Origin of the sequence: Pseudomonas sp. P7548, assembly GCF_013386585.1 — a bacterium.
GTDB lineage: Bacteria > Pseudomonadota > Gammaproteobacteria > Pseudomonadales > Pseudomonadaceae > Aquipseudomonas.
Genome location: NZ_JACARO010000043.1, coordinates 80799 through 106227, shown reverse-complemented (window position 1 = coordinate 106227; position 25429 = coordinate 80799). Strand labels below are relative to the sequence as shown.

The window sequence follows — 25429 nt, the reverse complement described above, 5'->3', positions numbered from 1 at the left end:
ACATTGACGCGGTCTATCAGCGCAGGGCTCTTCTCAACACCTTGCCCACGGTCGTCTTGGGCAACTCGGTCGTGCGAAACTCCACATACTTGGGCAACTTGTACCCTGTCAGGTATTCCCGACAATGGGCGAGGATCTGTTCCTGGGTCAGGTTCGGGTCCTTGCGCACCACGATAATCTTGACCTTCTCGCCGGTCACCGCATCTTCCACGCCAATCGCCGCCACTTCACCCACCCCCGGGTGCAACGCCACCACGTCTTCGATCTCGTTGGGGTACACGTTGAAACCGGAGACCAGAATCATGTCCTTCTTGCGGTCCACCAGGCGGATGAACCCGCGCTCGTCCATTACCCCGATATCCCCCGTAGACAACCAGCCCTCGGCATCCAGCACTTCGGCGGTAGCCTCCGGGCGTTTCCAGTAGCCCTGCATCACCTGCGGGCCACGCACTTGCAGCTCGCCCTGTTCGCCAATCTCGGCCAGTTCGCCGTCCTCGCGCACAAAGCGCACCCAGGTCGACGGCAAGGGCACGCCAATGCTGCCGGTGAATTCCATCTCGCGCATGCGCGCAATGTTGATCGGGCTGATGCTCACCACCGGCGAGCACTCGGTGAGGCCGTAGCCTTCGATGATCGGCAACCCGGTGACTTCCTTCCAACGCTTGGCCACTGCCGTGTGGGTCGCCATGCCGCCCGCGATGACCATGCGCAACGCCGAAAAGTCCCGCGCACAGAATTCCTTGTTTTCCAGCAGCCCGTTGAACAAGGTGTTGACCCCGGCGATGCCGTTGAAGCGTTCCTTGCGCAGGATCATCTGTACGCGCTTCACGTCTCGTGGATTGGCGATCAGGATGTTGCGCCCGCCCAGGCACATGAACATCAGGCAATTCACCGTCAGGGAAAAGATGTGGTACAGCGGCAGTAAGGTGACGTTGGTTTCCTGCTGGTCCTGGTCCAGTTGGTCACCGACCCAGGCCTTGGCTTGCAGCAGGTTGGCGATGATGTTGCGGTGGCTGAGCATCACTCCCTTGGCATCGCCGGTGGTGCCGCCGGTGTATTGCAAGAAGGCCAGGTCATCCAGGGCCATGGCCACCGGAAAATGGTTGAGCGCACGCCCCTCTTTCAGTACCTGATTGAAGCGCACCGAACCGCGCAGGTTGAAGGCCGGCACTTGCTTTTGCACCCGGCGCAGGATGAAGTTCATCGCCGCGCCCTTGAAGGTGCCCAGCAAGTCGCCGATGGCCGCCACCACCACGCGCTTGACGCTGCTGCCGGCCACGACTTTTTCCAGGGTGTGCGCGAAGTTCTCGAAGATCACCACCGTTTCGGCACCGCTGTCCTTGAGCAAATGCTTGAGCTCATGGGCGGTGTACAACGGGTTGACGTTGACCACCACCGCACCGGCCATGATCGTGCCCAACAGGCAGATTGGGTACTGCAAGCAGTTGGGCATCATCAACGCCACACGGTCGCCCTTCTTCACGCCCTGGCCCTGCAGCCAGGCAGCAAAGGCAACGCCCTGCACTTTCCAGTCGGCGTAGGTCATTTCGGTGCCGATGCTGACGTAGGCGACCCGCTCGCGAAACTTCTCCAGGTGCTCCAGGAACACCTCGCGCAACGACGGGTAGTCCTCGATACCGGCATCAATGTCGGCCGGAACGCCTGGCAAGTAAGCGTTCAACCAGATCCGTTCGGTTTGTTCCAGGCTTACAGCGTTCATGGCAGTCTCCTTGTTGTTGTTTTTGATAGAGCTACTTTTCGACGATGGCGGTAATGCCCAAGCCGCCGGCCGCGCAAATTGAAATCAGGCCACGGCCACCGCCGTTCTCGTGGATGGTCTTGGCCAAGGCAGCCAATTGCCGGCCACCGGTGGCAGCAAAGGGATGGCCGCAACCGAGCGAGCCCCCGTTGACGTTCATCTTGCTGCGCTCGATAGCGCCCAGGGGTGCGTCCAAGCCTAGACGCTCCCGGCAATAATCGGCGTCTTCCCAGGCCTTGAGCGTGCACAGCACCTGCGCGGCAAACGCTTCATGGATCTCGAAGAAATCAAAATCCGCAAAGCTCAGGCCTTCGCGCTTGAGCATGCGCGGCACCGCATAGGCCGGGGCCATTAACAGGCCTTCGGTGCCGTCGACGAAGTTCACTGCCGCCGTTTCGCCCGTGCGCAGGTAGGCCAGCACCGGCCAGCCGTTCTCGGCCGCCCACTCTTCGCTGGCCAACAGCACCACTGACGCGCCATCGGTCAGCGGCGTGGAATTGCCCGCAGTGAGCGTGCCGTTCTGCCGGTCATAGGCCGGGGACAAGCCGGCGAGCTTTTCCAGACTGGCGTCGGCACGCAGGTTATTGTCACGGGCCAGGCCGCGATGGGGGCTGATCAAGTCATCAAAGAAACCCCGGGCGTAGGCCGCTGCCAGGCGTTGGTGGCTGGTGAGGGTCAGCTCATCCTGGGCCAGGCGCTTGATTTTCCAGCGCTTGGCCATTTCTTCGCAGTGCTCGCCCATGGACAGGCCGGTACGTGGCTCACCGTTGCGCGGCAGCAGCGGTTTGAAAAACATCCCGGGACGCACCTTCAGCAGTGCCTTCAACTTGTCGCCCATGCCCTTGGCACGGTTGGCCGACAGCAACGTATGGCGCAGGGATTCGTTGATTCCGATGGGTGCATCGGAGGTGGTATCGGAACCGCCGGCGATGCCCACGTCGATCTGGCCCAGGGCGATTTTGTTGGCCACCAGCAACGCGGCTTCCAACCCCGTGCCGCAGGCTTGTTGCACATCGTAGGCGGGTGTATCGGGAGACAAGGTGGTCGACAGCAGGGATTCTCGCGCCAGGTTGAAATCCCGGGAGTGTTTGATCACCGCACCCGCGGCAAATTCCCCCAGGCGCTGGCCGTGCAGGTTGTAGCGGTCGATTAAGCCCTGCAGGGCCGCCACCAGTAAATCCTGGTTGCTGTCGTTCGCATACACCGTGTTGGAGCGGGCAAAGGGAATACGGTTGCCGCCGATAATCGCGACGCGACGCACCGGGGCCGGGTTGAAGCTGTAGTCACTCATCGACAGGTCTCATTCCAGATAAAGAGGCCGCGCATATGGGGTTTGTCGCCAGCAAAATTGCGCACTTCGAACTCGCGGCGCGGGCCCGTCACGGGGCGGCTCCAGAGCGCCACCTGGCCGGGCAGGAAGATCGGCAGCTTGAAGTCGCAATGGGCCTCGGCCTGCTCCAGCCCGCCGGGGGGTTGCTGGGCGGCGAGTGCGCGGCCCAGGGTCCACATGCCGTGGGCGATGGCGCGGCGAAAGCCGAAGATCTTGGCGCCGATCACCGAGGTGTGGATCGGGTTGAAATCCCCCGACACCTTGGCAAAGCGCCGGCCCAGGTCGGCCGGCAGCACCCAGCGCTGGGTGCGCAACAGGCCCTCCTCCTGCAACGGCAACACGTCGTCCCACGGCTCGCCAACCGGCGCCTGGACGTCACGGCGCAGGTACAGGCTGTCGCTTTCCCACACCAGGGCGTCAGCGCCGTAGGCTCGGGTGGCGATGCTCAATGCCTGCCCCTTCGGATGAGCAACCCAGCGCTCGCAATACACCTCCAGGCGCAGCGTCTGGCCTTCGTGCAAACGCTGGTGCTGCCGAATCCGATTGGCCAGGTGCACCATGCCGCTGGCCGGGTACGGAAAGCTCGGGCGAGTGAGCAGCATCAGGTGCAACGGAAACGCCAGAACGTGGGGATAGGACAGCGGCACGCCCTGCTCGCGGCGAAACCCGCACGCACGGCCGTAGGCCGCGATACCGCTGGGCGACAGCTCCACCGCCGAACGCACCAGACGTTCCCTGGGCAATACCGGTTCGCCGTCGAGCGTGGGCTTGCGCAGCGCGCGTACACCATCAAGCAGCAAGCGCGTGCGCGACGGCGGTGGGTCGATGATCTGGGTCACGTAGTCCATGGCTCAGGCTCCCAGCAGGCATTGGCCGCATACGCGTACGACTTGGCCATTGACCCCGCCGGACGCCGGGTGCGCCAACCAGGCGATGGTCTCGGCCACGTCGATCGGCTGGCCACCCTGGGACAGCGAGTTCATGCGCCGCCCCGCCTCGCGGATCATCAGCGGGATCTTCGCGGTCATCTGGGTCTCGATAAACCCGGGCGCCACCGCGTTGACCGTCACCTGCTGCGCCGCCGCCTTCGGCGCCAGGCCTTGCACCAGGCCGATCACGCCAGCCTTGGAGGTGGCGTAGTTGCTTTGCCCCAGGTTGCCGGCGATACCGGAGATCGACGACACGCACACGATGCGCCCACCCGGGTTCAGCCCCTGGCTGTCCAGCAAGGCGTTGCTCAAGTGCAGCGGCGCCTCCAGGTTCACCGCCAGCACGCTGCGCCAGGCCGCTTCGGTCATTTTGGCGATGGTCTTGTCACGGGTGATACCCGCATTGTGCACCACCACATCAAACGCGCCGTATTGGCTGACATGGGCTTGCAGCAGCGAAACTGCGTCGGCGGCGGTGATGTCCAGCGGCAACGCCGAACCGCCGACACTGCTGGCCGCCTGCTGCAAGGCCTCCTGGGCTTGGGGCACGTCCACACAGACCACGTGGGCACCCTCGCGTGCCAGCACCTGGGCGATGGCCAGGCCGATGCCACGGGACGCACCCGTGACCAAGGCACGGCGACCGACAAAGGGTTTTTCCCAGTTGATCGCGCTGTTGCCGTCCACGGCTTTTTCCAGGCGCACCACTTGCCCGGACACGTAGGCCGAACGGCGCGACAGGAAGAAGCGCAGGCTGCTGTCCAGCGCTGATTCGGCGCCCGGCGCCACGTAGATCAATTGCACGGTGATCGCCCGGCGCAGTTCCTTGGCCAGCGACCGCACCAAGCCTTCCAGGGCGCGCTGTGCGATGGCTTGGGGCAAATCCTTGCACTGTTCCAGCGCCGTGCCGAGCACTACCACACGTCCATGGTGGCCAATTCGCTTGGCGTTGGCGTGGAAGAACACGTAGAGCTCGTCGAGTTGCTGCAAATCGGTGACGCCACTGGCATCGAACACCGCGCCCTGCACCTTGACCGTGGACGGCGCCTTGAGAGTCGCCGGGGTGGCGGCCACGGTGTCGGTGGCCTTGAACACCTGTTGCACCTGATCGACCAGGCGCCCTGCCCCGGCGATGATCACCGGGTTGACCAGCCCTTGCTGGCCGCTGCGATGGCGTTGCAGCGGCAGCGGTTGCGGCAGGCCCACGGCCTGGGCCAGGCGTCGGCCCCAGGGGGAATTGACGAAGGAAAGGTAGCTGTCACTCATAAAGACATTCACTCACAACGCATGCTGACCATGTAAACCCGGTCCCACAGTGACCGTGTTCATTCAGTACCACTCAATTGACCGAGGCATTTTCGCTCTGGCTGTTGCGACGTTTTACCGCTGGTTCCAAGGCTTGCTTGCGCTGCTGCAACGCTTCCAGCAAACCGAAATCCTGCGGGAAGTCGTCGACCTGGATGCCATGGTCGGCGTACTCCACGTAGCGCCCCAGCAAGGCGTCTTCGTCGTCGCTGATCAGGTCCAGCGCTCGCGCCTTGACGCGCCAGGCGGTAAACGCAGTGGCGGAAATCGGCATCGGTTCGATCAGGCCCTGCTTCACGGCAGACTTGAGCCGCGCGTCGATCAGTTCCACCTGCGGCAGCAGGCGGAAACCCAATTCGCCGTAAGCCAGCTTGTCGATTTCCGGACGCGGGATGTAGGAATTGGCCAGCAGGCGGTCGCGGGTCTCACCCGGGGTCTGCACCACGTCCGCCACCTGGGCCAGCAAGCGGTCCGACGGTTTGCGCAGGGGAATACCCAGCGGGAAGCTCAAGCCGCGCACCACCGCTGCTGCGGCTTTCGAAGGGTAGTTGTCGAGTACTTCGGCCAAGGCTTCATGGGCACGCAACAGCGCATCCTGGGCCGACCAGTGCACCAGCGGCAGGTCGGCCTGGGGCCGGCCGTCATCTTCAAAACGCTTGAGCACGCAGGACACAATGTACAGCTGTGACAGAATATCCCCCAGCCGTCCGGTGATACTTTCCTTGCGCTTAAGCGCGCCGCCCAGCACGCCCATGGACACGTCCGAGATCAATGCCAGCACCACCGACAGCCGATTGGCCTGGCGGTAGTAGGACGCCAGCGCCGGGTCGGTCTTGGCCGGAGCGGAAATCAGCCGCCCACCGGTCAGCGAATGCACCGCAGCGCGGACGGTATTGGCCAGCACAAAGCTCACGTGGCCGAACATCGCACTGTCGAAGGCTTCCAGCGCCTTGCGCCGATCCGGGTTGCGCGCCGCTTCCATTTCGCGGAACACATAGGGATGGCAACGGATCAGGCCCTGGCCAAAGATGATCAGGCAGCGGGTCATGATGTTCGCGCCTTCCACCGTGATCGCGATGGGGCTTTGCTGGTAGGCACGGGCCAGGAAGTTGTTGGGCCCCATGCAAATGCCTTTGCCGGCAACGATGTCCATGCCGTCATTGACGATGATGCGCGCGCGTTCCGTGACGTGGTACTTGGCGATCGCCGAGATCACCGACGGCTTTTCACCGGCATCCAGGGACGCCACCGACACCTTGCGCACCGCGTCGCAGGCGTACAAATGCCCGGCCATGCGCGCCAGCGGCGCCTGTACCCCTTCGAACTTGCCGATGGGCAGGCCGAACTGCTTACGCATCGCTGCGTAGGCCGTGGTCCCGCGTACCGCCACCTTGCCCAGGCCGACGTTGGCCGATGGCAGGGAAATCGCACGGCCCGCCGCCAGGCATTCCATTAGCATGCGCCAGCCGTTGCCCACCTGTTCACGGCCACCGATCACCCATTCCAACGGAATGAACACATCCTTGCCGGTGGTCGGGCCGTTCTGGAACACCGCATTCAGTGGCCAATGACGACGGCCGCTGTTGACGCCCGGATGGGACGTTGGAATCAGCGCGCAGGTGATGCCCAGTGAACCGGGTGCGCCAAGCAAACCGTCCGGGTCTTCGGCACGGAAGGCCAGGCCGAGCACCGTGGCAATCGGACCGAGGGTGATGTAGCGCTTGTCCCAGGTCACCTTGAAGCCCAGCACTTCTTCGCCTTCGTGGGTGCCTTTGCAGACGATGCCCAGGTCCGGGATCGCGCCCGCATCCGAACCGGCATACGGGCTGGTCAAGGCAAAGCACGGGATGTCTTCACCCCGGGCCAGGCGCGGCAAGTAATAGTTACGCTGGGCATCGGTGCCGTAGTGCAACAGCAACTCGGCCGGGCCCAGGGAGTTGGGCACCATCACCGAAATCGCCGCCGCCGAGCAGCGCGTCGACAGCTTCATCACCACTTGGGAGTGCGCGTAGTGGGAGAAGCCTTTGCCGCCGTACTGCTTGGGAATGATCATGCCGAGGAAACCGGCGTCCTTGGTGTACTGCCAGCCCTCGGGGGACATGTCCTGCCAGATCTGGGTGGTTTCCCAGTCGTTGGCGATGTCGCACAGGGTTTCCACTTCGTTGTCGAGGAAGGCTTGCTCTTCGGCGCTGAGGCTGGCCGGAGCCGCTTGCAACAGGCGTTGCCAATCGGGCTTGCCGCTGAACAGTTCGGCGTCCCACCACACGGTGCCGGACTCGATGGCCGCGCGTTCGGTGTCGGACATGGCCGGCATGATGGTGCGAAACAGGCCCAACGCCTTGCTCGTCACCAACGCACGGCGCAGGGGCTTGATGGCCATCAACAAGGCCGGTGCGATGACCAGCACCGCCGTTACCGTGATGCCAAGCGTGGCGATCACATTGAACAGATAGCCCACCGCCAGCCAGATCAGGCCAGCGCCCAGCCACAGGGTGGCGGCTGCTTGTCGATACGCCAGGGCAATCGCGGCTGCGAAACCCACCAATAACCAGATAACCATGGGGATACCTCTACTCGATTCAGGGTACGGCCAATGCGCAGGCAGATTGAAATGCGCTGCGGTGTAAAGCCACACTACAAACTTGGAAAACTAAATTCAAATTTTGTTTTGAAATTTTTATTTAATGCGTAGGCAAAAAAGTTGGCCGACCCGGTCAGCCTTGCTCATCACGTTGAAAAGGAGAATGACGGGACGCGGAGCGCCCCGTCGGCGCAGGTAAACGCGGATAAAAGCGCCAAGATGCGCTTAGCGCTTCATCCTCGATAGTGCGTTATTGGTTCAGAACGCGTAGGTCGCCGAAACAGCCACCACATCCCCCGACGACTCAGCTTTGCCGTTCAGGCTGGCGCCACCGAGTCGATCCACGTTCTTGGTCTTCAAGTTGACCTCCTGCACAAATTGATGGGAGTACGCGAGATCGAGCGACAAGCCAGGAATGGCCTTGACCTCATAACCTGCACCCAGCGACAGGAAGTAGCGATCACCGTCCGGAATCCGTGGATCCCGGGTGGAGTTACGGGTTGGCGTCTGGTCGGAAGCGACACCGGCTCGCAACGTCAACTCGTCGGTGGCTTTGAAGTCACCGCCCACCGAATACATCCAGGAATCACGATAGTTGTAGGGAATGGAGACGATCTGAATGTCACCGGACTTGAGCGTCAGGTCCTTGAAGGATGACCATTGAGTCCACACAGCACTGACACCGAGTGTGAAACGGTCATTGAACTGGTGGACCCAGTCAAAGGCCGCAGTGGCCGGGATATCCAATTGGGTGCTGGCATGTGCTCCGTCCGGGAACAGTTTCAGTCCAGGGTAGGCTTCTTCTACAAGGGTCCCGCTGCCACCGAATGGGCTGGGCTGAGTCATCAGGTTGTAGGAGAACTGATCGGCACGGATGTTGTACTTGCCGGTCATTTTGTTTTTGATCTTGGCGTGGTAATTGAGGCCAAGACTGTCTTGCGCGGTCGGTTTCCAGACGACACCGGTAAACCAGCCCGTGGAGATATTGTCGACCTTGACCCGCATCAGCGCGCCACCCACCCCCGATGGGAAATCGATACTCCCCAGCAGCGGCGATTGCGAGTTGGACGCGGCAGACAGCAAATCGATGTTCTGGCTGACAAAGCCCTTACTGTGCTGAACGATGATCCCGCCACCAATGGAGAAGTCGTCGCGGACCTTGAACGAAAGCGACCCTGTCAGCCCCACGGTTTCAATTTTGGTATCGACGGCGAAATCCCGCAGCTTGGAGTCTTCATTCCAGGTTGAGCGCATGCCCTGTGGCACAACCTGCGACAACCCGAAAGCAAACCTGTCGCCCAGTGGCATCACCATGAACCCCGTCGGCAACCATGCCGTGAAGCCACCTTGGCCGCCGTCATTGTTGTTGGCAATGCGGTTACCCGGATCGAAACTCCCATCGGGCGCTACCGGTGTATTGGTAATCGGCTGCCCGAGATAATCGTTCGCCTCACCTTTGTACTTGATCTTGATACGGGCATAGTCGACCGTAAACTGCGCCACATTGTGTTCTACAAATGCCATCGCTGCCGGGTTGTTGTACGCCGAACTGGGGTCATTCTTGAACAGCGAACCACCACCAAAGGCACGACCCCAGCCCGGGGCGCCATAGGTCGGTGTGGAAAAACCACCGGCCTGGACCGGCGCGGCAATCATCACCCCCCCCATTAATGCCAAGCCCAGCAGAACCTGTACCTGTTGTTTTTTATTATTCATGCGGCACTCCTTATTGTTATCTCACTGAACCGGCCCCAGCCGGCTCGTCTTGCGACTTGGCTTGCCTTTTAAAAGGCAAAAACACTCCTTACCGTGCGACACGCACCTCAAGGAACAATGGTGATGTTGGGAATATGAGCACTCAGCGAAACCACCGTGCAAAAGCCGGAAAGCGGCTGGTTCGCTGCAGAGAGGTCGACGCCGCCTGCGCCATTGGCCAACACACCGACAATCGATGAAGGGCCGCAATTCGTAGCAGGAAGAGAACTGGCCGCAATGGTGTAACCCACGTTAGCCAGGCCTCCGGTGCCACCCGATGAAGCGGGAGGCGTCAGCACCCAAGGCAAGTTATTCAGGGTTGGCAGCCTGCACAAAGCATTGCTGCCCGAAAGGGTTGCGCTGAGAACGTCGGCAGCTGAACCATCACCGCGCACCAGGCCGGACAATTGAATATTGCAGGTAATCGGCGCACCAAACGTACTGGGCGATTTGATCGTAACGGTGCCGCCCGGACTGGAGGTAAATGCCACTCCCCCAGGGCTGAAAACTCCAGCATGGGCCATCGATGCAGTACCGAAGCACAGCGCCAATGAGCCGATAAAAACGAAGGCATTCAAGCGCTTCATTATTCCTTCCTCACATTCATGGCGATCCATTTCGCCAGGAGCCTCAGCTCGTAGGCCCAACTCATCTGCCGTAAACAGGCGCCTCATCAGAGGCGCCTGCCCTGCAACGGGTGATCAGCCCTTTTTACGGAGTACGTCTATCAAGGAACGATGCTGACGCCTGGAGCGGTGACACTCAGGGTGACCACGGTGCAGCTACCCGAGAGCGGTTGGTTGGTAGCGCTCAGTGCTGCGCCACCGGTCACGTTGGACAGCGCCACGGCAATAGTGGATGGACCGCAGTTGGTGGCAGGGATCAGTGGCGGAATGGCTGCAATGGTGTAACCCACATTGGTCACGGTGCCGGCTGGCGACAGCACCCATGGCAAGTTGGTCAGGTGAGGCAGGGAGCAGAGTTGGTTAGAGCCGCTGACAGTAGCAGCAGTAATATCTGCCGCCGAACCATCGGCACGCACTTTACCGGTGAACGAGATATTACAAGTTACCGCTGCACCAAATGAAGAAGGTGACTTGACTGTAATCGTGCCACCCGAGTTAGTCGTGAACGACTGGTTAGCGGGGCTGAAACTTTGTGCGGAAGCCATGGAAGCAGCGCCCATGCAAACAGCCAAAGCAGTCAACGACACGAGAGTTTTCAAGCTTTTCATTGTTTTTCCTCACATGTTATGGCGAATTCATTTCGCCAGGGGTAATGGCCATGATCGAGAGGTCACGGTGAAACTGCAGAACTTCCCTTTCCAGCCAAATCTCAATTCAATTACCGCTTACAACAGTCGGACAGTCTTATTCGACAACTTTGAAGTTAGGCGGCATCTTGATCGACACCGTCTTGATCTTGCAGTCTTCGCCAATCGGTACATTGGCCGCTTCCAACTTGCCGGTGGCGTTATCCCACGTACCGTCAGCGGTGGAAGGGCCGCACTTGCCGCCCAGGCCGAAGGCGTGAACATCTACGCTGATCTTCGACATGGAACCGCTCTTGGTATCTTTGGCCACTAATATCCACGGCAAGTTGGTGGCTTCGACCCGGCTGCACTTAAGGCCACCGTCGAATTCAACTTTATCGACATTGACCGATGAGCCATCGGCCGCCACTTTGCCGGCTACTTTGATGGTGCAGTCGGCGCTGATCAGGGCACCCTTGGAAAAGCTGATCGGCCCCTGGGCGGTGAAGGCACTGCCGGCCGGTTCGATACGGGCAGCCTGGGCCTGGTGGTAAACGATCAGGCCCAGGGCGGCCAATACAATGTGCGTGGTGAACTTGGCAGGGTTTTGCATGGTGTACGTCCTTCCCTTGAAATTATTGTTGTAGGGTCAAACAACTTGCTTGCCACGAAACCGGTAAACCTTGGGCGTAAGAGACCTGCGCGATACACAGACCCCGAGTACGCCCACAACTTTTAAATTCACATCAGAACGGCCTGGCGCTGTTGCCGTATTTCTCCAGGTACTTCAAACGTTGTGACGGCTGAAGATTGGTCAGGGTGATATCGCCGGCATAATGGTTAAGCACCCGGTGGTCCATGCGACGTCGCCACAAGTACGGCACATAGGCCCAGACAATCATGCTCGCGTAGCCATACGGCAGTTGTGGCGATTCATCAAAGTGACGCAGCGACTGATAACTGCGTGTCGGGTTTGCGTGGTGATCAGAGTGCCGCTGCAGTTGGAACAGGAAGATATTGGTGACAATACGGTTGCTGTTCCAGGAGTGCCGTGGCGAACAACGTTCATAACGACCGTTGGGCAACTTCTGGCGTTTGAGACCGTAGTGCTCGACATAGTTGACCACTTCCAGCAGCGAGAAACCGTAGATGCCCTGGATGATCAGGAACGGAATCACCGCCGCCCCCAGCCACAGGATCATCGCGCCCCACAACACCACGCTGTACATCCAGGCGGTGAGCACGGCGTTCTTCCAGTGCAGGGCCGGCAGGCCGAGTTTGCGCAGGCGTTCGCGCTCCAGGTTCCAGGCCGAGCGTGCGCTGAACCATACCGAGCGTGGCAGGAACGCCCAGAAACTCTCACCCAGGCGCGAGCTGGCAGGATCTTCCGGCGTGGCCACACGTACGTGATGACCCCGGTTGTGTTCGGTGTAGAAGTGTCCGTAGAAAGTAGGCGCCAGGGTGACCTTGGCCAGGAACACTTCCAGCGGGTTGGGCTTGTGGCCCAGTTCATGGGCAGTGTTGATGGCAATCCCCGTAGCCGCTCCGGTGGACATGGCCATGCCCAGATAGGTGAACCAACTGATTTCGCCGTGCAGTTCGGTGCGGGCGGTAATGAAGGCGGCGGTTTTCGCCCCCCAGCTGGCAGGATCGAGCGCAGCCGTGGCGTGCAGCAGGCCACCGTTGATGATCCAGTCGATGCCGCCTGCCGCCAACCAGCCAGTGATCACCACCGAAGAGATGACGAACAGCACACCGGTGTAGACGATCCAGCGGTAGTAGCGTTGGGATTCGAGGTTGCTGACGGCGGACTCGGGCGGGTTGCTGACGTCTTCGCCCAGCAGGCCATCGATCAAGGGGATCAAGCCGAAGATCACCAGCACACCAACCCACCACAGTTGCTGTACGCCGGTGGTGATTGCCAGAGCGCCGGAGAGCAACGGGGTTGCCAGGGGCATGATGCCAAGCCACCAGAGGTGACGTTTGCCGTCGGTCCAGACGTGCGGTGCGGCCAGGGTCTGGTTCATGGCAGCCACCGTACGCAGCGGGTTGGCAGGGAATGAATGTGAGCAGTAAACAGGTACACGGAGCGCTGACTGCCCCGAGAAATCAACCATGCGATAAAAGACGTTTTTTTCATTATTTTATTCGCTCTTAGGCATTTCAAAAATTATTTCAAATAAGACATTCAAATAATTTTTTTAAATAAATAGCGCGGAATCGTTAGGTCGTCAACTACTTTTTCGGAGCCTTTTTCACGTGACCGAACAGTCTCTTTTTCAGCCGTTTGGTCAGGTGTCTAAAGCAGGCATCGACGCCGTTGAACCGCGAACCGAACCACAAAATTATTTACTCGCCAACGCAAACGGCGGGTGCAACACCGTGGCGCTTTCAGGCGGCCGAGCACGCTTGGCCACCTGCTGCACCAGCGCGGCGACGCGCTCTGTGGCAGTGATCGGCAACATATGCCCACGCCCTTCCACCACCTGCATCTTCAACCCTGGCACCTTGCTGGCCAGGGCCTGGCCGTGTTTCTGGAAATCCAGCACCCGGTCTTTTGCCCCATAGATCAGGCCGATCGGCAGGGTCAATTGGGGGTAGCGCTTGACCATCTCGGGCAAGGCATCGTTGACCAGGTTGATCTCGGTGGAGGCGGCATAGAAGTTGTCAGGCCGCATTCCGAGCAACCCGCCACCCCGGGTGGCGAAGTCGGCGGGCGCGGCATCGGGGGCGAACACGCCCTTGACCACCGAACCTTTAGTCAGCAGCCCGACGGGCATGGTCAAGGTGTGGGACATCCAGCGCCGTAGCCAGGCCGGGCGCACCGCCAGAGACAGGAACACCAGCGGGAGCATGCGCTGGGGGTGAGTCAGCGGCGCCACCAGGACCAACCCGGAAACGGCGTGCGGGTGATCAAGCGCCAGCGCCAAGGAGATTGCCCCACCGAGGGAGTGTCCCAATACCAGCGGTTTGTCCAGGTCCAGTGTCTTGATGAACGCGGCGATTTGCCGGGCCTGGGCGGGCAGGTCCGCCGCCGTGCCGGCATGCCGGGTGGAATAGCCGGAGCCCGGACGATCCAGCGTGATCACCCGGAAGTGCTCGCGCAATTGGGCAGACAAGGCATACGTCAGGTTGCGACTGCTGCCCATCAGCCCGTGGATCATCACCAGCGGTGGGCCCTTGCCCTCTTCTACATAATGAAAACGCTCGCCATCGACCTCGACGAAACGCCCGTTGATCGCAACAGCCGCTTCGATGCGCCGTGTCATCCAGGCACTGAAGCCCCACAACACGGCGCTCGCGCCTATCAACACAGCCGCAGCAATAACCCATTCAACAGCCATAGCTCGGTCCTCTGCTTCCCTGCTGCTGGCGACCTGATCGGTATTGATCAAGGCCTCAGCCATCGTCCACACCCTGGACCTAAACTTCATGCATACCGTGCTCGTCCGTCGGACAAGTCGCACATGCGGAACAAGGTCCTAGCGTAGGCGATATTTTCAGGTAGATTATTTAAAATCTTTTTTAAAATAAATAATTCAATTTTTCTTTGCAATGGTGTTCTATCTAAAAGACAAAACAAAAAACAGGAGCACATCTGATGCCCACGAAGGACAGCCTATGAATGCCCACAGTGATTCAATCGACATCGCCATCATCGGCTCAGGCTTTGCCGGCCTGTGCATGGCGATCAAACTCAAGGAAGCCGGCCTCACCGACTTCTTCATTGCCGAACAGGCCGACAGCCTCGGCGGCACGTGGCGAGACAACCACTACCCAGGTTGTGCCTGCGACGTGCAATCCCACGTGTATTCGTTTTCGTTTGCGCCCAACCCGAACTGGACCCGGCAGTTCGCACCGCAGGCGGAGATCCGCGCCTACCTTGAGCAATGTGCGGCGCGTTTCGGGCTGGCACCCTTCCTGCGTTTCGGCATGGGCTTGCAGCGCGCGGTGTTCGATGAGCTGCAACAGCGTTGGCAACTGACCTTCAACAATGGCCGCCAGGTCAGTGCGCGGGTGCTGGTGTCGGGCATGGGCGGGCTGTCGCGCCCGGCACTGCCGGATATTCCGGGGCTCGACACCTTCAAGGGCAAGCGCTTCCATTCCCAGCAGTGGGACCATGACTATTCACTGAAAGGCAAACGCGTGGCGGTGATCGGCACTGGTGCCAGCGCTATCCAGTTCGTGCCGCAGATTGCACCGCAGGTGGCGCACCTGGACCTGTTCCAGCGCACGCCGCCTTGGATCATGCCCAAGCCCGACCGGCCGATTTCGTCTTTTGAACGCTGGGCTTTCAAACACCTGCCGTTCACCCAGCGCCTGGTGCGCGGCGCTTTCTATTGGGCGTTGGAAGGCCGTGTGGTGGGCTTTGCCCTGCACCCTCGCCTGATGAAAATGGTGCAAAAGATTGCCCAACGCCATCTGCATAAACAGGTGGCCCGCCCTTCCCTGCGCAAGACCCTGACGCCGGACTACACCATCGGCTGCAAACGCGTGCTGATCTCCAACGACTATTACCCGGCCCTCTCGCGCAGCAATGTGGAGGTGGTGACCGACAAGGTACTGCGCATCGAGGCCGATGGCGTGATTACCGCCGATGGCATCAAGCACCCGGCCGATTGCCTGATCTTCGGCACCGGCTTCCAGGCCACCGACCCACTGCCCCGGGACTGCATCATCGGGCGCGACGGTATCGACCTGATGGACACCTGGCACGACGGCGCCCATGCCTATAAAGGCACCACGGTGCCGGGGTACCCGAACCTGTTCCTGATCGTCGGCCCCAACACGGGCCTGGGGCACAACTCGATGATCTTGATGATCGAAGCCCAAGTCACCTACATCCTCGATGCACTGCAGCAGATGCAGCGGCACCGCATCGCCACCGTGGACGTCAAACCCGCCGTTGAGCTGGCCTACAACCGGCAACTGCAAGACAAACTCAAGCGCACCATCTGGAACACCGGGGGTTGCCAGAGCTGGTACCTCGACCCGCGCACCGGGAAGAACACCACCCTGTGGCCCGGCTCCACCTGGCGCTTCAAACAGGTCACCCGGCAGTTCGCGCTCAAAGACTATGTGGCAGACCTGCTGCCCGTCAGCCCAGCCCCACGCCCTGCCCCGGCGCCCCACTCCACCACAGAAGGCAGCCTGTCATGAAGTCATTCAACGGCCGCGTGGCGGCGATTACCGGTGCGGCGTCCGGCATGGGCCGTGCCCTGGCATTGGCCCTGGCGCGGGAAGGTTGCCACCTGGCCCTGGCCGACAAGAACAGCCAGGGGCTGGAGCAGACACTCGACTTGATCAAGACCTCGACGCTGTCGCCGGTCACCATCACCACCCAGGTGCTGGACGTGTCCGATCGCCAGGCCATGGAAACCTGGGCCACACGCTGTGTGGCCGACCACGGTCGCGTCAACCTGATCTTCAACAATGCTGGCGTGGCGCTGTCGAGTACCGTGGAAGGTGTGGAGTACGCCGACCTCGAATGGATCGTCGGCATCAATTTCTGGGGGGTGGTGCACGGTACCAAGGCGTTCCTGCCCTACCTTAAAGCCAGTGGCGAAGGCCATGTGGTCAACACCTCCAGCGTGTTCGGGCTGTTCGCCCAACCGGGCATGAGCGGCTACAACGCCACCAAGTTTGCCGTGCGCGGCTTCACCGAATCCCTGCGCCAGGAACTCGACCTGCAACGCAGCGGTGTCTCGGCCACCTGCGTACACCCCGGTGGCATTCGCACCGATATCTGTCGCAGCAGCCGTATCGACGCGAACATGACCGGGTTTCTGATCCACAGCGAGCAACAGGCCCGCGCCGACTTCGAAAAGCTGTTCATCACCGATGCCGACAGAGCCGCCAAGGTCATCCTGCAAGGCGTGCGCAAAAACAAACGCCGCGTGTTGATCGGCCGCGATGCCTATTTCCTCGACCTGCTCGCCCGTTGCCTGCCCGCTGCGTATCAAGCCCTGGTGGTGTTCGCCAGCAAGCGCATGGCGCCCAAACAACGCACGCCGGTGTTTGAAACCAACGACGAACCCCGTCTCTGAACAGGAGCACGCACCATGCTGCCGATCCGTCGCGATATTCGTTTTGCCTTGCCCGCCGAGCGCATCAAGAACTGGCACGAACAGGGCCCGTTCATCACGCATTTCTTCAACGCCTTGTCACTGTTGTTTCCCCAGGGCGAGCTGTTTTTCATGGACAGCGTGCGCCACTACCGCCAGCGCATCGACGACCCGCAATTGAAAAAGGAGATTCAGGGTTTCATCGGCCAGGAGGCCATGCACAGCCGCGAACACGTGGCCTACAACGACCTGCTGCAAGCGGCGGGCTTGCCGGCGCACACCCTGGACCGGCGCCTCAAGTTCATCCTCGACCTGCAGAAAAAACACCTGCCGCCGTCGTTCAACCTGGCGGTGACCATCGCCCTTGAGCACTACACCGCCATGCTCGCGGAAATCCTGCTCAGCGACCCGTCGCGTTTCGGCGATTCGCTCAAGGGCTACCAGCAAATGTGGTACTGGCATGCCCTCGAAGAAACCGAGCACAAAGCCGTGGCCTTCGATGTGTGGAACACGGTGATCGCGCCCGGGCCAAAGCGCTATCTGCTGCGCACCGGCACCATGCTGACCACCACGGTGTTCTTCTGGCTGGTGGTGTTCGACTTTCACGTGCGTTTGTTGATTGCCGACCGCAAATCGGTCGGGTTTCTGAAGGGCTTCTGGCGCATGCTCAAGTTCCTGTATGGCCCCAAAGGCGTGTTCCCACGCATGCTGCGCCCCTGGCTGCACTACTTCAAACCGGGCTTTCACCCGTGGGACCACGACAACCGCGCACGCCTGGCGCGCATCGATGGGCTGGTCGAAGAAATCGAACAGACCCAGCGCGACTACGCGGCGGCCCAGGCCTAAGCCTGCGCCGCCGCACGCGCACGCACAAACCCCTGCAACTGATCGCCGGGCAGTGCCTTGCTGAAATACCAGCCCTGGATGAAGAGCTCAGTGCCGGTATTGAGGAACGCCAACTGCTCGGCCGTCTCCACGCCCTCGACCACCACGCCCAGGTTCAGCGCCTCACAAAAGCGCAGCATGCCGGTGAGCACCTGGGCGCCCTTGGGGTCGTGCTGGGCCACCACAAAGCTGCGGTCGATCTTGATGAAGTCCACCGGAAACTGGTGCAAGTAGCTCAAGGCGGAGAACCCAGTGCCAAAGTCATCGATATACACCTTGGCGCCAATCGCCTGCAGTTTCTGGATGGTCCGGCGCGTGACCTGGATGTCGCTGACCAGCGCGTCTTCGGTGATTTCTACCGACACTTGGCCGTGGGCCTGGGTGAGGATTTCCACCAGGCGATCCCCATAAGCGGCGTCCGTCAGGGTGGCGCTGGAGATATTGATGGTCATCGGCAAGGCAAAGCCGATCTTCTGCCACTTCTGGTATTGGCGCACCGCCTGGGACGCCACCCACACATCCACATCGGGCATCAACCGGGCCTGGGCCAGCCATTGCAGGAACTCCCAGGGTGAGTGCACCGTGCCCTGGTTGTCACGGGCACGCATCAACGCTTCGCAGCCGGTGCACAGGCCAGTACGCGTGGAAACCTGAGGCTGGAATTCGAGGTAGAACTCGTAATCGCTGATCTGCTGGATGCGGCTCAGCTCCACCGCCTGGCGCGCCAGGGTCTTGTGGGACGCCAACACCGGGTCCAATTCCAACAGGCGACCTTTCTCTTCGAGACCGCGGAAGGTCATGTCCAGTGACTTGAGGTACACCGTGCCGCCTTCGGTGGATTGGCGGTGGATCGCTCTAACGTAGGGGGCGTAAACCAACGTGCCGACGCCCAGGAGCGCCATTTGCAGCACCACCGCAGCCACGTCCCCATGAGTGCTCAAATACGCGTTTAGCAACACCGGCGCGGTGAACGGTACACTTGCCACCGCAGGCGACACCCAGCCCAACTGCACCACCGTCAGCGCCACCATGGCGTTGATCGCCGGCACCAACAGAAACGGGATGAACAACCGCGGGTTCAGGATGATCGGCAAGCCAAACAGCAGCACTTCGCTGACGTTGAACAACGACAGCGGCAGGCTGGCCATCGCCATCAGGCGCATGGATTGGCTCTTTGAAAACAGCAGGATCGCCAGCAACAGGCACAACGCGCCGCCCGAGCCACCAATGAAGGCGAAACAGCCCAGCAGGCCACTGTTGAGCAGGTACTTGATCGGCTCACCCGCCGCCAACGACGCACCGTTGAGCACCACGGCCTGGTCCAGCACATCGAACAACGGCTGCATGGCATACACGCCGTGGATGCCAAAAAACCACAGCAGCGAGTTCATCAGGGTCACGAACAAACCACTGCCATAGGGCGCTTGCAGCGCATCAAGCACCTGCGGCCCCTGCAGTTGCGCCACATACGGAATCTGCAACAGCATCGACAACACCATCACCAGGCACAACGCGGTGATCGCACCCGGCACCACCATGTTGATGGTGCCCCGCAAGTTGTGCCCTACCAGGTCTTCGTTGACCAGGCGGGTCCAGCGAAAGCGGTGCAGCCAGGCAACCGCCGGCACATTGATCAGCGGCGAGGCAATGGCGATAAACAACACGAAGGTGGCCGAGGCCCGGGGGTATTCACGCAATACAAAGGTGGCGACCACCACATGGGCCAGGCACAGAAAGGCGACCGGCAACTGCGGCAGGCGGTGTTGAATCGCGAGCATGTAGCCAATCGAAGCCGCCACCAGCAGCGGAATCACCGAACTGATCTGGTTGTGCAACCCGGCCAGGAACGCCACCACCTGCGGGTCGAAACCCAGGACCTTGGCGCACTCGGACAGGATCAGAAAACCGGCCGACACCAGCAGGCAGGGCAAGATCCACAACAGCCCCTCACGGATAGCGCGCAGCGACTCCGTGCTGGCCAAGGCCGCCAGGCGCTGAGTCAGGAACAGTTTGAACAGCGTTTTCGCCATGACCCATCCCTCTGCCCATCGCTCTGTGCCCCATCAGGCACTCCCCCCGCAAATCCTGGGTAACGCTACACGTCCTGGCACCGGGAGCGAAAGGCTTTTGCCGCGCCACAGGCAATTTTTCAATAACCGACGCCTGTTTGGTTGCCCGCCTCAGGGCCTGGGGGCTGCCCCTCTTCAGATTTCGTGATTCGCGGCGCTTCGTGGGCTAACCTCAACAGGCATCATCCAGCGCTTAAACAATGCCCTTAACACTACTTGGAGCCTACCTTTGACCCCACCTGGCGATAACCACCAACTGGCCCTCGACAGATTCCTTAAAGAGCACCCGGACGTTGCCACCGAACTGGACTCGCTGAACCCCTTGGCCGCCCAGGCCAAAGGCGAAACCCTGGCACACTACCGTGCCGAACGCCTGCATGAAGCCTTTGAAGCCGAAGCCGAGAGCCAGGGGTTGTTCGCCTGGGAGCTGACTCTCAAGCTCACCGCGGAATCGCCACACGCCTTCGAGGCCCAACGCCTTGAAGTGCACAGGGAAGTCGCACAGATGGCCGGCTTGAGTTGGGCCGAATACTGCCAATTGCATGACCTGCCCGCTACCTGAACCAGCGCCGCCCGGAACGTGCCATGGCCTCTCCCAGCTCCGCCACACAGAGGGTTCGTTGCCCGGGGTCCACGGCCAATGCCGAACGTAACGCAGCCCAGCAATGCCTGGGCAATTGCCGGGGCCGGGACAGCCGCTCGGCCGGGCCACGCTCGCCCAGGCGCTTGCCGTGGGCCAACTCGAACAACACACAGGCAACGGCATACAGGTCGGCACTGGCCGTCAAGGCACTTCCGGCCAGCAACTCCGGGGCCGCGTAGGCCGGGGTCCAGGCGTTGAGGCGATCACGGCTCAAACACGGCAACCCGGCCTCGGCCTGCGCCTGGCAATGGCCGAGGCCAAAATCGAACAAACGCACCCCGCCTTCGCCCATCATGATGTTCACCGGTTTTACATCGCCATGCAGTACGCCTTGTCGATGGACATAGGCCAACGCATCGAGCAATTGCACTGCGATCGGTTGCAAGGCTTGCCAGGGCAGGCCGCCTGAACGTTCCTTCAACAGTTGGTCGAGTGTGAGCCCGTGCATCAATTCCATGGTGAAAAATGCGGTTTGGTTGCGGGTGTCGACTTCAAACGAAAACACCCGCACGACATGCGGGTGCAGCAACCCACGCGTCAGGGCAAATTCACTGTAGAGCAATGCAGGTGCGTCGGGCACCTGGGAGAGGGGCTCGCCCAACACCTTGAGGGCCACCGCCGAGTTTGGCTCACCAAACTGTTCGTGCAACAGGTCGCGCGCGCGGTAAACCACCCCCATCCCGCCCGAGCCCAATACACGTTCCAGGTAGTAACGCCCAGCCAGCAGCGCCGGTGTCTCGGCAGCCGTCATCGCGGCTGCACCACCACGGCCGTCAGGTCGTCCCGACAAGGCCCGCGCAAGGCGGCTGCAAACAACTGATCCAGCACCTGGTGCGGCGTGCCCCTGCCCAGGGCGTTGCCCAGTTCAGCATGGCTAAGCCCCTGGTAAACGCCATCGCTGCACAGTAGAAACACATCACCCGGCCGGGTGCTGAGCTCCAGCACCTCAAGACGCAACGAGTGCCCTGCCCCCACAGCGCGGGTCAGGGCCCTGGCATCTGGATGGGCCTGGGCCTGCTCTTGGCTCATCCGTTGCTCTTCCATCAATTGGCGCAGCAGGGAGTGGTCCTGCGACAACTGGTACAGGCGTTGCCCACGCCACAGGTAGCAACGGCTATCCCCCGCCCACAGGCACGCAGCACGACGGTCATCGAGCAACAACACCATCACGGTGCTGCCCATGACATCGTGCGCGTCGCAGTCGCTCAGGCGCCGGTTCAACCGTTGCAAACACCGTCGGACAGCGTCTATCCGTTGGTCAAGATTGCCCTCGCCGGGCAGCGCAGCAAGGCTGTCGACCACCGAGCGACTGGCCACATGCCCGGCCCCATGCCCTCCCATTCCATCCGCCACCGCCCAACAACCGCTTTGCCCACGGTCAAGGAACGCATCTTCGTTGCGCGCCCGCCCCTTGCCTTGCTCAGTGCGTGCAGCACTGTGCCAGGCCTGTTCGTGCGCATTCATAGTTGCTCCGGCAAACGGAAGGTGCGCCAGGCATCCATCTGGAATGGGCTGGGCGTGCGCTGGCTGACCAATAGGTAGTTGGCACGCAAACCGGCAAGGTCCGCCTTGAGTATTTGCGTATCCCGACCGTTCGCCGGCTCGCTCTGCATCAATTCAAAGAATCGAAACAACGACCAGGCGCCGCTGTTTTTCTCGATGCCCAGGGGTTGCTCGGCTTCCCGCTCAAGCACCAGGCTGCTGCGGCCATTTTCAGCCTCATAGGGCCAGGCCAGTGCCAATGGCATGATTGGCCCATGACGGTACTCCAGTTGCTGGTCGCCAACCCGCAGGGTCGCACGGCTGACAGCCTGGTCCAGGCTGTAGGGCGCCAGTGTGAAACGAACCGCCCACTCCCCCTGGTCCCCGCTGAAAAAGCTGCGGCGGACGGTATGTGCCTTGGTCAACTGTTCCAGCAGCGAGCGCGACATCGGCAGGCTGCGGCCCTCCAGCCCGCGCAAGCGATAGCGGTTGGCGTCGATGCCTACAAATGGCTTCAAGTAAGCGTCGTGGAACCGCGCCAGAACGCCCTGGGGTTTGAAAAACTCCTGAAAATCGCTCAGTGCCACGTCACTGGCGGCGTGGGCATTAAACGGGTATCGCTGCCGGATTGCCTTGGCATAAAGGCCGTACACCTCGCCTTGATAGCGCTGGTTTACATACACATAGGCGTCATCGAGCAGATGGCGCCAACTGTCGTCGGCAATGCCTTCGAGCCAACCCTTGATCGGAAGCGGCAGGCGTGTCGTAGCGTTACGCAACTGACTCGATGCGTCCTGCTGCCCCTCCATGCGCCGTTTGGCAAGCTGGAAGGCGGCCTGCTCGGGTGATCCCTCTCTGTCCAGGGCTGCCAGCTGCAGGTGCAAAGCGTCGAGCTGGCGTAGCACCTGGGTCAACTCGGCACCCGGGTTCTGCTGGTCATCCAGCAGCTGATGCAGAGGTTCGAAACGGCGCTGCAATGCCCGCCGCGCGGCATCATCAGGGCCGGCCAAGGGCAGCTGACCAAGCAGCGCCTCGGGTACCCTCGACTGTATCGCCGTGCCGAGCGCCCCGCCCGCGTCGTGGGTCAAAGTCTCCAGCGTGGCGTTGCCAGGCAGCAAACGCGTATTTTCAAGAATCTGCTGCAACATCAGCACCAGCGGTGACTGCGCCGAGGTCAGGTTCGCCAACTGCTCGGCGCCCTGCTTGAGGTCCTCGGTGCTGCGCAAGCGGATACCGCCCAGGGCATTGGCCCAGGCGTCGGCATATTCACTGAAGTAGCGTTGCTGTAACTCGACCATCAAGCGGCGCAGGTCCATCGCACTGAGATCGGTGGCCTCTCCCAATACCCAATTGTCCTGAGCAATCGCATTGACCAGCCGGGGACCTTGCTTCTCGAAATACTGCAGGTACCGTTTGCCGTAGAACCCGGGAATGGGGGGATCGAGCCCCTCGAACACACGGCCATCTGCGAGGCGATACGGCTCCAGGTTGCGCGATTGTTCGCGCAGCACGCGATAGACCACCTCCGCCAGCGACTCGCCCCGCAGCGCTTGGCGTGCCTGAGCTATCAGGTCTTCATCCAACCGGGCAGCGAAAGGATGATCGAGCAGGCGACTGAAATGTTCATTCAAACGCGCCTGTACCGCCGGCTCACCCGCATGGCGCAAGGACCAATGCCCCGCCATGCGTTGCGCCAACCATCCCGTATCACGGCGTGCGGGCAGGCTGAGCATCAGGTACGCACGCAGGTTGTCCAGCAAGTGTTCGCGGTTGCCAAGGCTCGTGCGCACCTGGGCTTCGAGGAGACGGGTCACCTGGGACAAAAACAGTTGCAGCAACGCCTCTTCATAGGCCCTGACCAACGGCGCCCGCGTGGCCTCTCCCTGGTACAAGCCAGCCCGTTCAATCCAGTGCGTGTCCGCCGCAAGCGCAAACACCCGCGTGGATGCCAGGCGGTTGTCCAGCAAGGGCAGCAGCGCCAGGGTTTCGTCCGCACCGGGTTGCGCCGGAGTCGAAGCCTCGGCCAGAAAGGCCAGTTGTTCAAGCCGCTGATGATTGGCCGAGTAGCTGTGCCACCACAGCCCGGCGGCGAGGCCCACGACGAGAACAGCCGTAATCGCCAGGGTTCCCTGGCGTCGGCGCAGGCGGCGCAACTCTGGCCTCTGAAGCCCCGCAAGATCCGCCTCGGCAAAAATCATCCGGGCGAACAGGCCCTGCCCGAAGGGAGGGCGACGTTCAGCAGCGCTGCTCAGGTAAAAACCGCGCAGCCCGTTGATGCGCTGATAACGATGGGCGCAGAACGCCAATTCGATGAACTGGCACAAACGCTCACCGATTTGCGCCAACTGCAGTGGGAAATCCAGAATCCGAGCGCGACGCTCCGTGCTGCGCTCCTGGTGCAATCGCGTGATCAATTCACCGCTCAAGCGCTGCACCAACGCCTCGAATGCCTGGCGCACCACACCGACGTCGGCCCCAGCCTTGCCGATCACCACAGGCGCACCCAATACGCCGTCGGCCCCCTCGTTCAGAGGCGTATCGAAGAATTCGGCGTATCCCGGCAGGTGGTCTGCCTGGGTCAGGACCAGATAGATCGGTACGTCGACATGCAACACCTGCTGGATGTCCTGTAGTCGGGAATGAACCTGCCGGGCATGCAGGTTCAGGTCGTGCGCGTTGCTGCCCAGCAAGGTCTCGATCGACACTGTCACAACCACGCCATTGAGCGGTCGAGTCCGGCGCCTGGCCTTGCACAGGCCCAGCAAGGTCGCCCAGCCCGCAGCATCTACCGGGCTGTCGAGTTGGCTCAAGTAACGTCCAGCGGTTTCCACCAGCACACCCTGGTCGGCGAAATACCAGTCACAGAAGGCCGTACCCTGAGGGGTTGCCGGCTCTCTGCGATCCAGCGGCGATTGCAAGCCGCTGGCGGCCAACAGGCTGGACTTGCCACTCCCCTGCTGGCCGATCAGCAAGTACCAGGGCAAATCGCGACGCCATCCTGTGCCTCGACCCGCATAACGGTGAGTGGTTTTCAGGGTATGCAGGGCCTCCTTGAAACGCCCGCGTACGTGCCTGCGTTCGTTCTCCACAAGACCTTGATGCCTGTTTCGCGCCTGGTGCTCAGGTTTACCCTGCCGAACGGTGTGACGCGCGCTGGCAATCACCATCGCCAGGCCCCACAGCAGAAACAACAGGCTGATCGTCGACAGTCGGGCCGTTGGGCTTTTCCAGAACCGGTGGTCATCCACGGCCAGCAGTGGCCCGAGGAACCAGACCATACAGGCCATCGAAAGCACCAGCAGCAGGCTCCATGCCCAACGCTTGCGCAGCACGGTGCCCGCGCCCTTGAAGAATGCGTTCATTGAATATTCCCT

At 61.2% G+C, this 25429-nt stretch carries 19 protein-coding genes; 4 read left to right on the top strand and 15 right to left on the bottom strand.

Annotated elements, in window-relative coordinates; all coding sequences use genetic code 11:
* Window positions 1-16 precede the first annotated feature (16 nt).
* The 11 genes from HX803_RS18685 to HX803_RS18635 form a co-directional block, all read right to left on the bottom strand.
* Window positions 17-1720 (bottom strand): AMP-binding protein, encoded by a 1704-nt coding sequence (locus tag HX803_RS18685; RefSeq protein ID WP_178922446.1) that lies wholly within the window; start codon window positions 1718-1720, stop codon window positions 17-19.
* Between the two features lie 31 nt (window positions 1721-1751).
* The gene (locus HX803_RS18680) at window positions 1752-3050 is read right to left on the bottom strand and encodes an acetyl-CoA C-acetyltransferase (protein ID WP_178922444.1); all 1299 of its coding nucleotides are present in this window, start codon (window positions 3048-3050) and stop codon (window positions 1752-1754) included.
* The gene (locus tag HX803_RS18675; protein ID WP_178922442.1) at window positions 3047-3937 is read right to left on the bottom strand and encodes a MaoC/PaaZ C-terminal domain-containing protein; all 891 of its coding nucleotides are present in this window, start codon (window positions 3935-3937) and stop codon (window positions 3047-3049) included. The genes HX803_RS18680 and HX803_RS18675 overlap by 4 nt, the downstream gene beginning before the upstream one ends.
* Before the next feature lie 3 nt (window positions 3938-3940).
* Complete coding sequence (locus HX803_RS18670; RefSeq protein WP_178922440.1) at window positions 3941-5284, bottom strand: 3-oxoacyl-ACP reductase; 1344 nt, start codon at window positions 5282-5284, stop codon at window positions 3941-3943.
* Window positions 5285-5357: 73 nt separating this feature from the next.
* A complete protein-coding gene (locus tag HX803_RS18665) occupies window positions 5358-7883 on the bottom strand; it encodes an acyl-CoA dehydrogenase (RefSeq protein ID WP_178922438.1) in 2526 nt (841 codons plus the stop codon).
* 279 nt (window positions 7884-8162) lie between these two features.
* Window positions 8163-9620, bottom strand: a complete 1458-nt coding sequence (locus tag HX803_RS18660; protein ID WP_178922436.1) for an outer membrane protein transport protein — start codon at window positions 9618-9620, stop codon at window positions 8163-8165.
* 107 nt (window positions 9621-9727) lie between these two features.
* Window positions 9728-10246 (bottom strand): alkane oxidation protein activator PraB, encoded by a 519-nt coding sequence (gene praB / locus HX803_RS18655; protein ID WP_178922434.1) that lies wholly within the window; start codon window positions 10244-10246, stop codon window positions 9728-9730.
* Between the two features lie 140 nt (window positions 10247-10386).
* A complete protein-coding gene (gene praB / locus HX803_RS18650; protein ID WP_178922432.1) occupies window positions 10387-10893 on the bottom strand; it encodes an alkane oxidation protein activator PraB in 507 nt (168 codons plus the stop codon).
* Window positions 10894-11029: 136 nt separating this feature from the next.
* Window positions 11030-11524: an alkane oxidation protein activator PraA gene (gene praA / locus HX803_RS18645; RefSeq protein ID WP_176995769.1), complete on the bottom strand. Its 495-nt coding sequence runs from the start codon at window positions 11522-11524 to the stop codon at window positions 11030-11032.
* A gap of 133 nt (window positions 11525-11657) precedes the next feature.
* A complete protein-coding gene (locus HX803_RS18640; protein WP_178922430.1) occupies window positions 11658-12938 on the bottom strand; it encodes an alkane 1-monooxygenase in 1281 nt (426 codons plus the stop codon).
* Between the two features lie 318 nt (window positions 12939-13256).
* Window positions 13257-14255, bottom strand: a complete 999-nt coding sequence (locus HX803_RS18635) for an alpha/beta fold hydrolase (RefSeq protein WP_178922428.1) — start codon at window positions 14253-14255, stop codon at window positions 13257-13259.
* 277 nt (window positions 14256-14532) lie between these two features.
* Here HX803_RS18635 and HX803_RS18630 point away from each other — a divergent pair, with 277 nt between their 5' ends.
* From HX803_RS18630 to HX803_RS18620, 3 genes are read left to right on the top strand one after another with little or no spacing between them, the layout of a single operon-like run.
* A complete protein-coding gene (locus HX803_RS18630) occupies window positions 14533-16071 on the top strand; it encodes an NAD(P)/FAD-dependent oxidoreductase (protein WP_178922426.1) in 1539 nt (512 codons plus the stop codon).
* On the top strand, window positions 16068-16958 hold the full coding sequence (locus tag HX803_RS18625; protein ID WP_178922424.1) for an SDR family oxidoreductase: 891 nt from the start codon (window positions 16068-16070) through the stop codon (window positions 16956-16958). The genes HX803_RS18630 and HX803_RS18625 overlap by 4 nt, the downstream gene beginning before the upstream one ends.
* A gap of 15 nt (window positions 16959-16973) precedes the next feature.
* Window positions 16974-17822 carry a metal-dependent hydrolase gene (locus HX803_RS18620; protein ID WP_178922422.1) on the top strand — a complete coding sequence of 283 codons (849 nt, stop codon included), beginning with the start codon at window positions 16974-16976 and terminating at the stop codon, window positions 17820-17822.
* Here the strand turns inward: HX803_RS18620 and HX803_RS18615 are convergent.
* Window positions 17819-19891 carry a PTS sugar transporter subunit IIC/EAL domain-containing protein gene (locus HX803_RS18615; protein WP_178922420.1) on the bottom strand — a complete coding sequence of 691 codons (2073 nt, stop codon included), beginning with the start codon at window positions 19889-19891 and terminating at the stop codon, window positions 17819-17821. The genes HX803_RS18620 and HX803_RS18615 overlap by 4 nt on opposite strands.
* Window positions 19892-20159: 268 nt before the next feature.
* Here HX803_RS18615 and HX803_RS18610 point away from each other — a divergent pair, with 268 nt between their 5' ends.
* The gene (locus HX803_RS18610; protein WP_178922418.1) at window positions 20160-20492 is read left to right on the top strand and encodes a DUF6388 family protein; all 333 of its coding nucleotides are present in this window, start codon (window positions 20160-20162) and stop codon (window positions 20490-20492) included.
* On the opposite strand, the gene HX803_RS18605 is transcribed toward HX803_RS18610, so the two are convergent.
* Genes HX803_RS18605 through tssM form a run of 3 tightly spaced genes read right to left on the bottom strand, consistent with a single transcriptional unit; the run spans window position 20485 to window position 25417 of the window.
* A complete protein-coding gene (locus HX803_RS18605) occupies window positions 20485-21324 on the bottom strand; it encodes a serine/threonine-protein kinase (RefSeq protein WP_178922410.1) in 840 nt (279 codons plus the stop codon). The two genes, HX803_RS18610 and HX803_RS18605, sit on opposite strands and share 8 nt — an antisense overlap.
* On the bottom strand, window positions 21321-22037 hold the full coding sequence (locus HX803_RS18600) for a PP2C family serine/threonine-protein phosphatase (RefSeq protein WP_178922408.1): 717 nt from the start codon (window positions 22035-22037) through the stop codon (window positions 21321-21323). The genes HX803_RS18605 and HX803_RS18600 overlap by 4 nt, the downstream gene beginning before the upstream one ends.
* Window positions 22034-25417 carry a type VI secretion system membrane subunit TssM gene (gene tssM / locus HX803_RS18595; RefSeq protein ID WP_178922406.1) on the bottom strand — a complete coding sequence of 1128 codons (3384 nt, stop codon included), beginning with the start codon at window positions 25415-25417 and terminating at the stop codon, window positions 22034-22036. Before tssM ends, HX803_RS18600 begins: the two co-directional genes overlap by 4 nt.
* Between the last annotated feature and the right edge of the window lie 12 nt (window positions 25418-25429).

What these genes read in the sequence shown, in the direction of transcription:
- HX803_RS18625 (WP_178922424.1), top strand. Translation starts at nt 16,068, where the DNA reads ATGAAGTCATTCAACGGCCGCGTGGCGGCGATTACCGGTGCGGCGTCC.
- HX803_RS18660 (WP_178922436.1), bottom strand. Translation starts at nt 9,620, where the DNA reads ATGAATAATAAAAAACAACAGGTACAGGTTCTGCTGGGCTTGGCATTA.
- HX803_RS18605 (WP_178922410.1), bottom strand. Translation starts at nt 21,324, where the DNA reads ATGACGGCTGCCGAGACACCGGCGCTGCTGGCTGGGCGTTACTACCTG.
- praA (WP_176995769.1), bottom strand. Translation starts at nt 11,524, where the DNA reads ATGCAAAACCCTGCCAAGTTCACCACGCACATTGTATTGGCCGCCCTG.
- HX803_RS18670 (WP_178922440.1), bottom strand. Translation starts at nt 5,284, where the DNA reads ATGAGTGACAGCTACCTTTCCTTCGTCAATTCCCCCTGGGGCCGACGC.
- HX803_RS18635 (WP_178922428.1), bottom strand. Translation starts at nt 14,255, where the DNA reads ATGGCTGTTGAATGGGTTATTGCTGCGGCTGTGTTGATAGGCGCGAGC.
- HX803_RS18600 (WP_178922408.1), bottom strand. Translation starts at nt 22,037, where the DNA reads ATGAATGCGCACGAACAGGCCTGGCACAGTGCTGCACGCACTGAGCAA.
- HX803_RS18620 (WP_178922422.1), top strand. Translation starts at nt 16,974, where the DNA reads ATGCTGCCGATCCGTCGCGATATTCGTTTTGCCTTGCCCGCCGAGCGC.
- HX803_RS18640 (WP_178922430.1), bottom strand. Translation starts at nt 12,938, where the DNA reads ATGAACCAGACCCTGGCCGCACCGCACGTCTGGACCGACGGCAAACGT.
- HX803_RS18630 (WP_178922426.1), top strand. Translation starts at nt 14,533, where the DNA reads ATGAATGCCCACAGTGATTCAATCGACATCGCCATCATCGGCTCAGGC.
- praB (WP_178922432.1), bottom strand. Translation starts at nt 10,893, where the DNA reads ATGAAAAGCTTGAAAACTCTCGTGTCGTTGACTGCTTTGGCTGTTTGC.
- HX803_RS18665 (WP_178922438.1), bottom strand. Translation starts at nt 7,883, where the DNA reads ATGGTTATCTGGTTATTGGTGGGTTTCGCAGCCGCGATTGCCCTGGCG.
- HX803_RS18680 (WP_178922444.1), bottom strand. Translation starts at nt 3,050, where the DNA reads ATGAGTGACTACAGCTTCAACCCGGCCCCGGTGCGTCGCGTCGCGATT.
- tssM (WP_178922406.1), bottom strand. Translation starts at nt 25,417, where the DNA reads ATGAACGCATTCTTCAAGGGCGCGGGCACCGTGCTGCGCAAGCGTTGG.
- HX803_RS18615 (WP_178922420.1), bottom strand. Translation starts at nt 19,891, where the DNA reads ATGGCGAAAACGCTGTTCAAACTGTTCCTGACTCAGCGCCTGGCGGCC.
- praB (WP_178922434.1), bottom strand. Translation starts at nt 10,246, where the DNA reads ATGAAGCGCTTGAATGCCTTCGTTTTTATCGGCTCATTGGCGCTGTGC.
- HX803_RS18685 (WP_178922446.1), bottom strand. Translation starts at nt 1,720, where the DNA reads ATGAACGCTGTAAGCCTGGAACAAACCGAACGGATCTGGTTGAACGCT.
- HX803_RS18675 (WP_178922442.1), bottom strand. Translation starts at nt 3,937, where the DNA reads ATGGACTACGTGACCCAGATCATCGACCCACCGCCGTCGCGCACGCGC.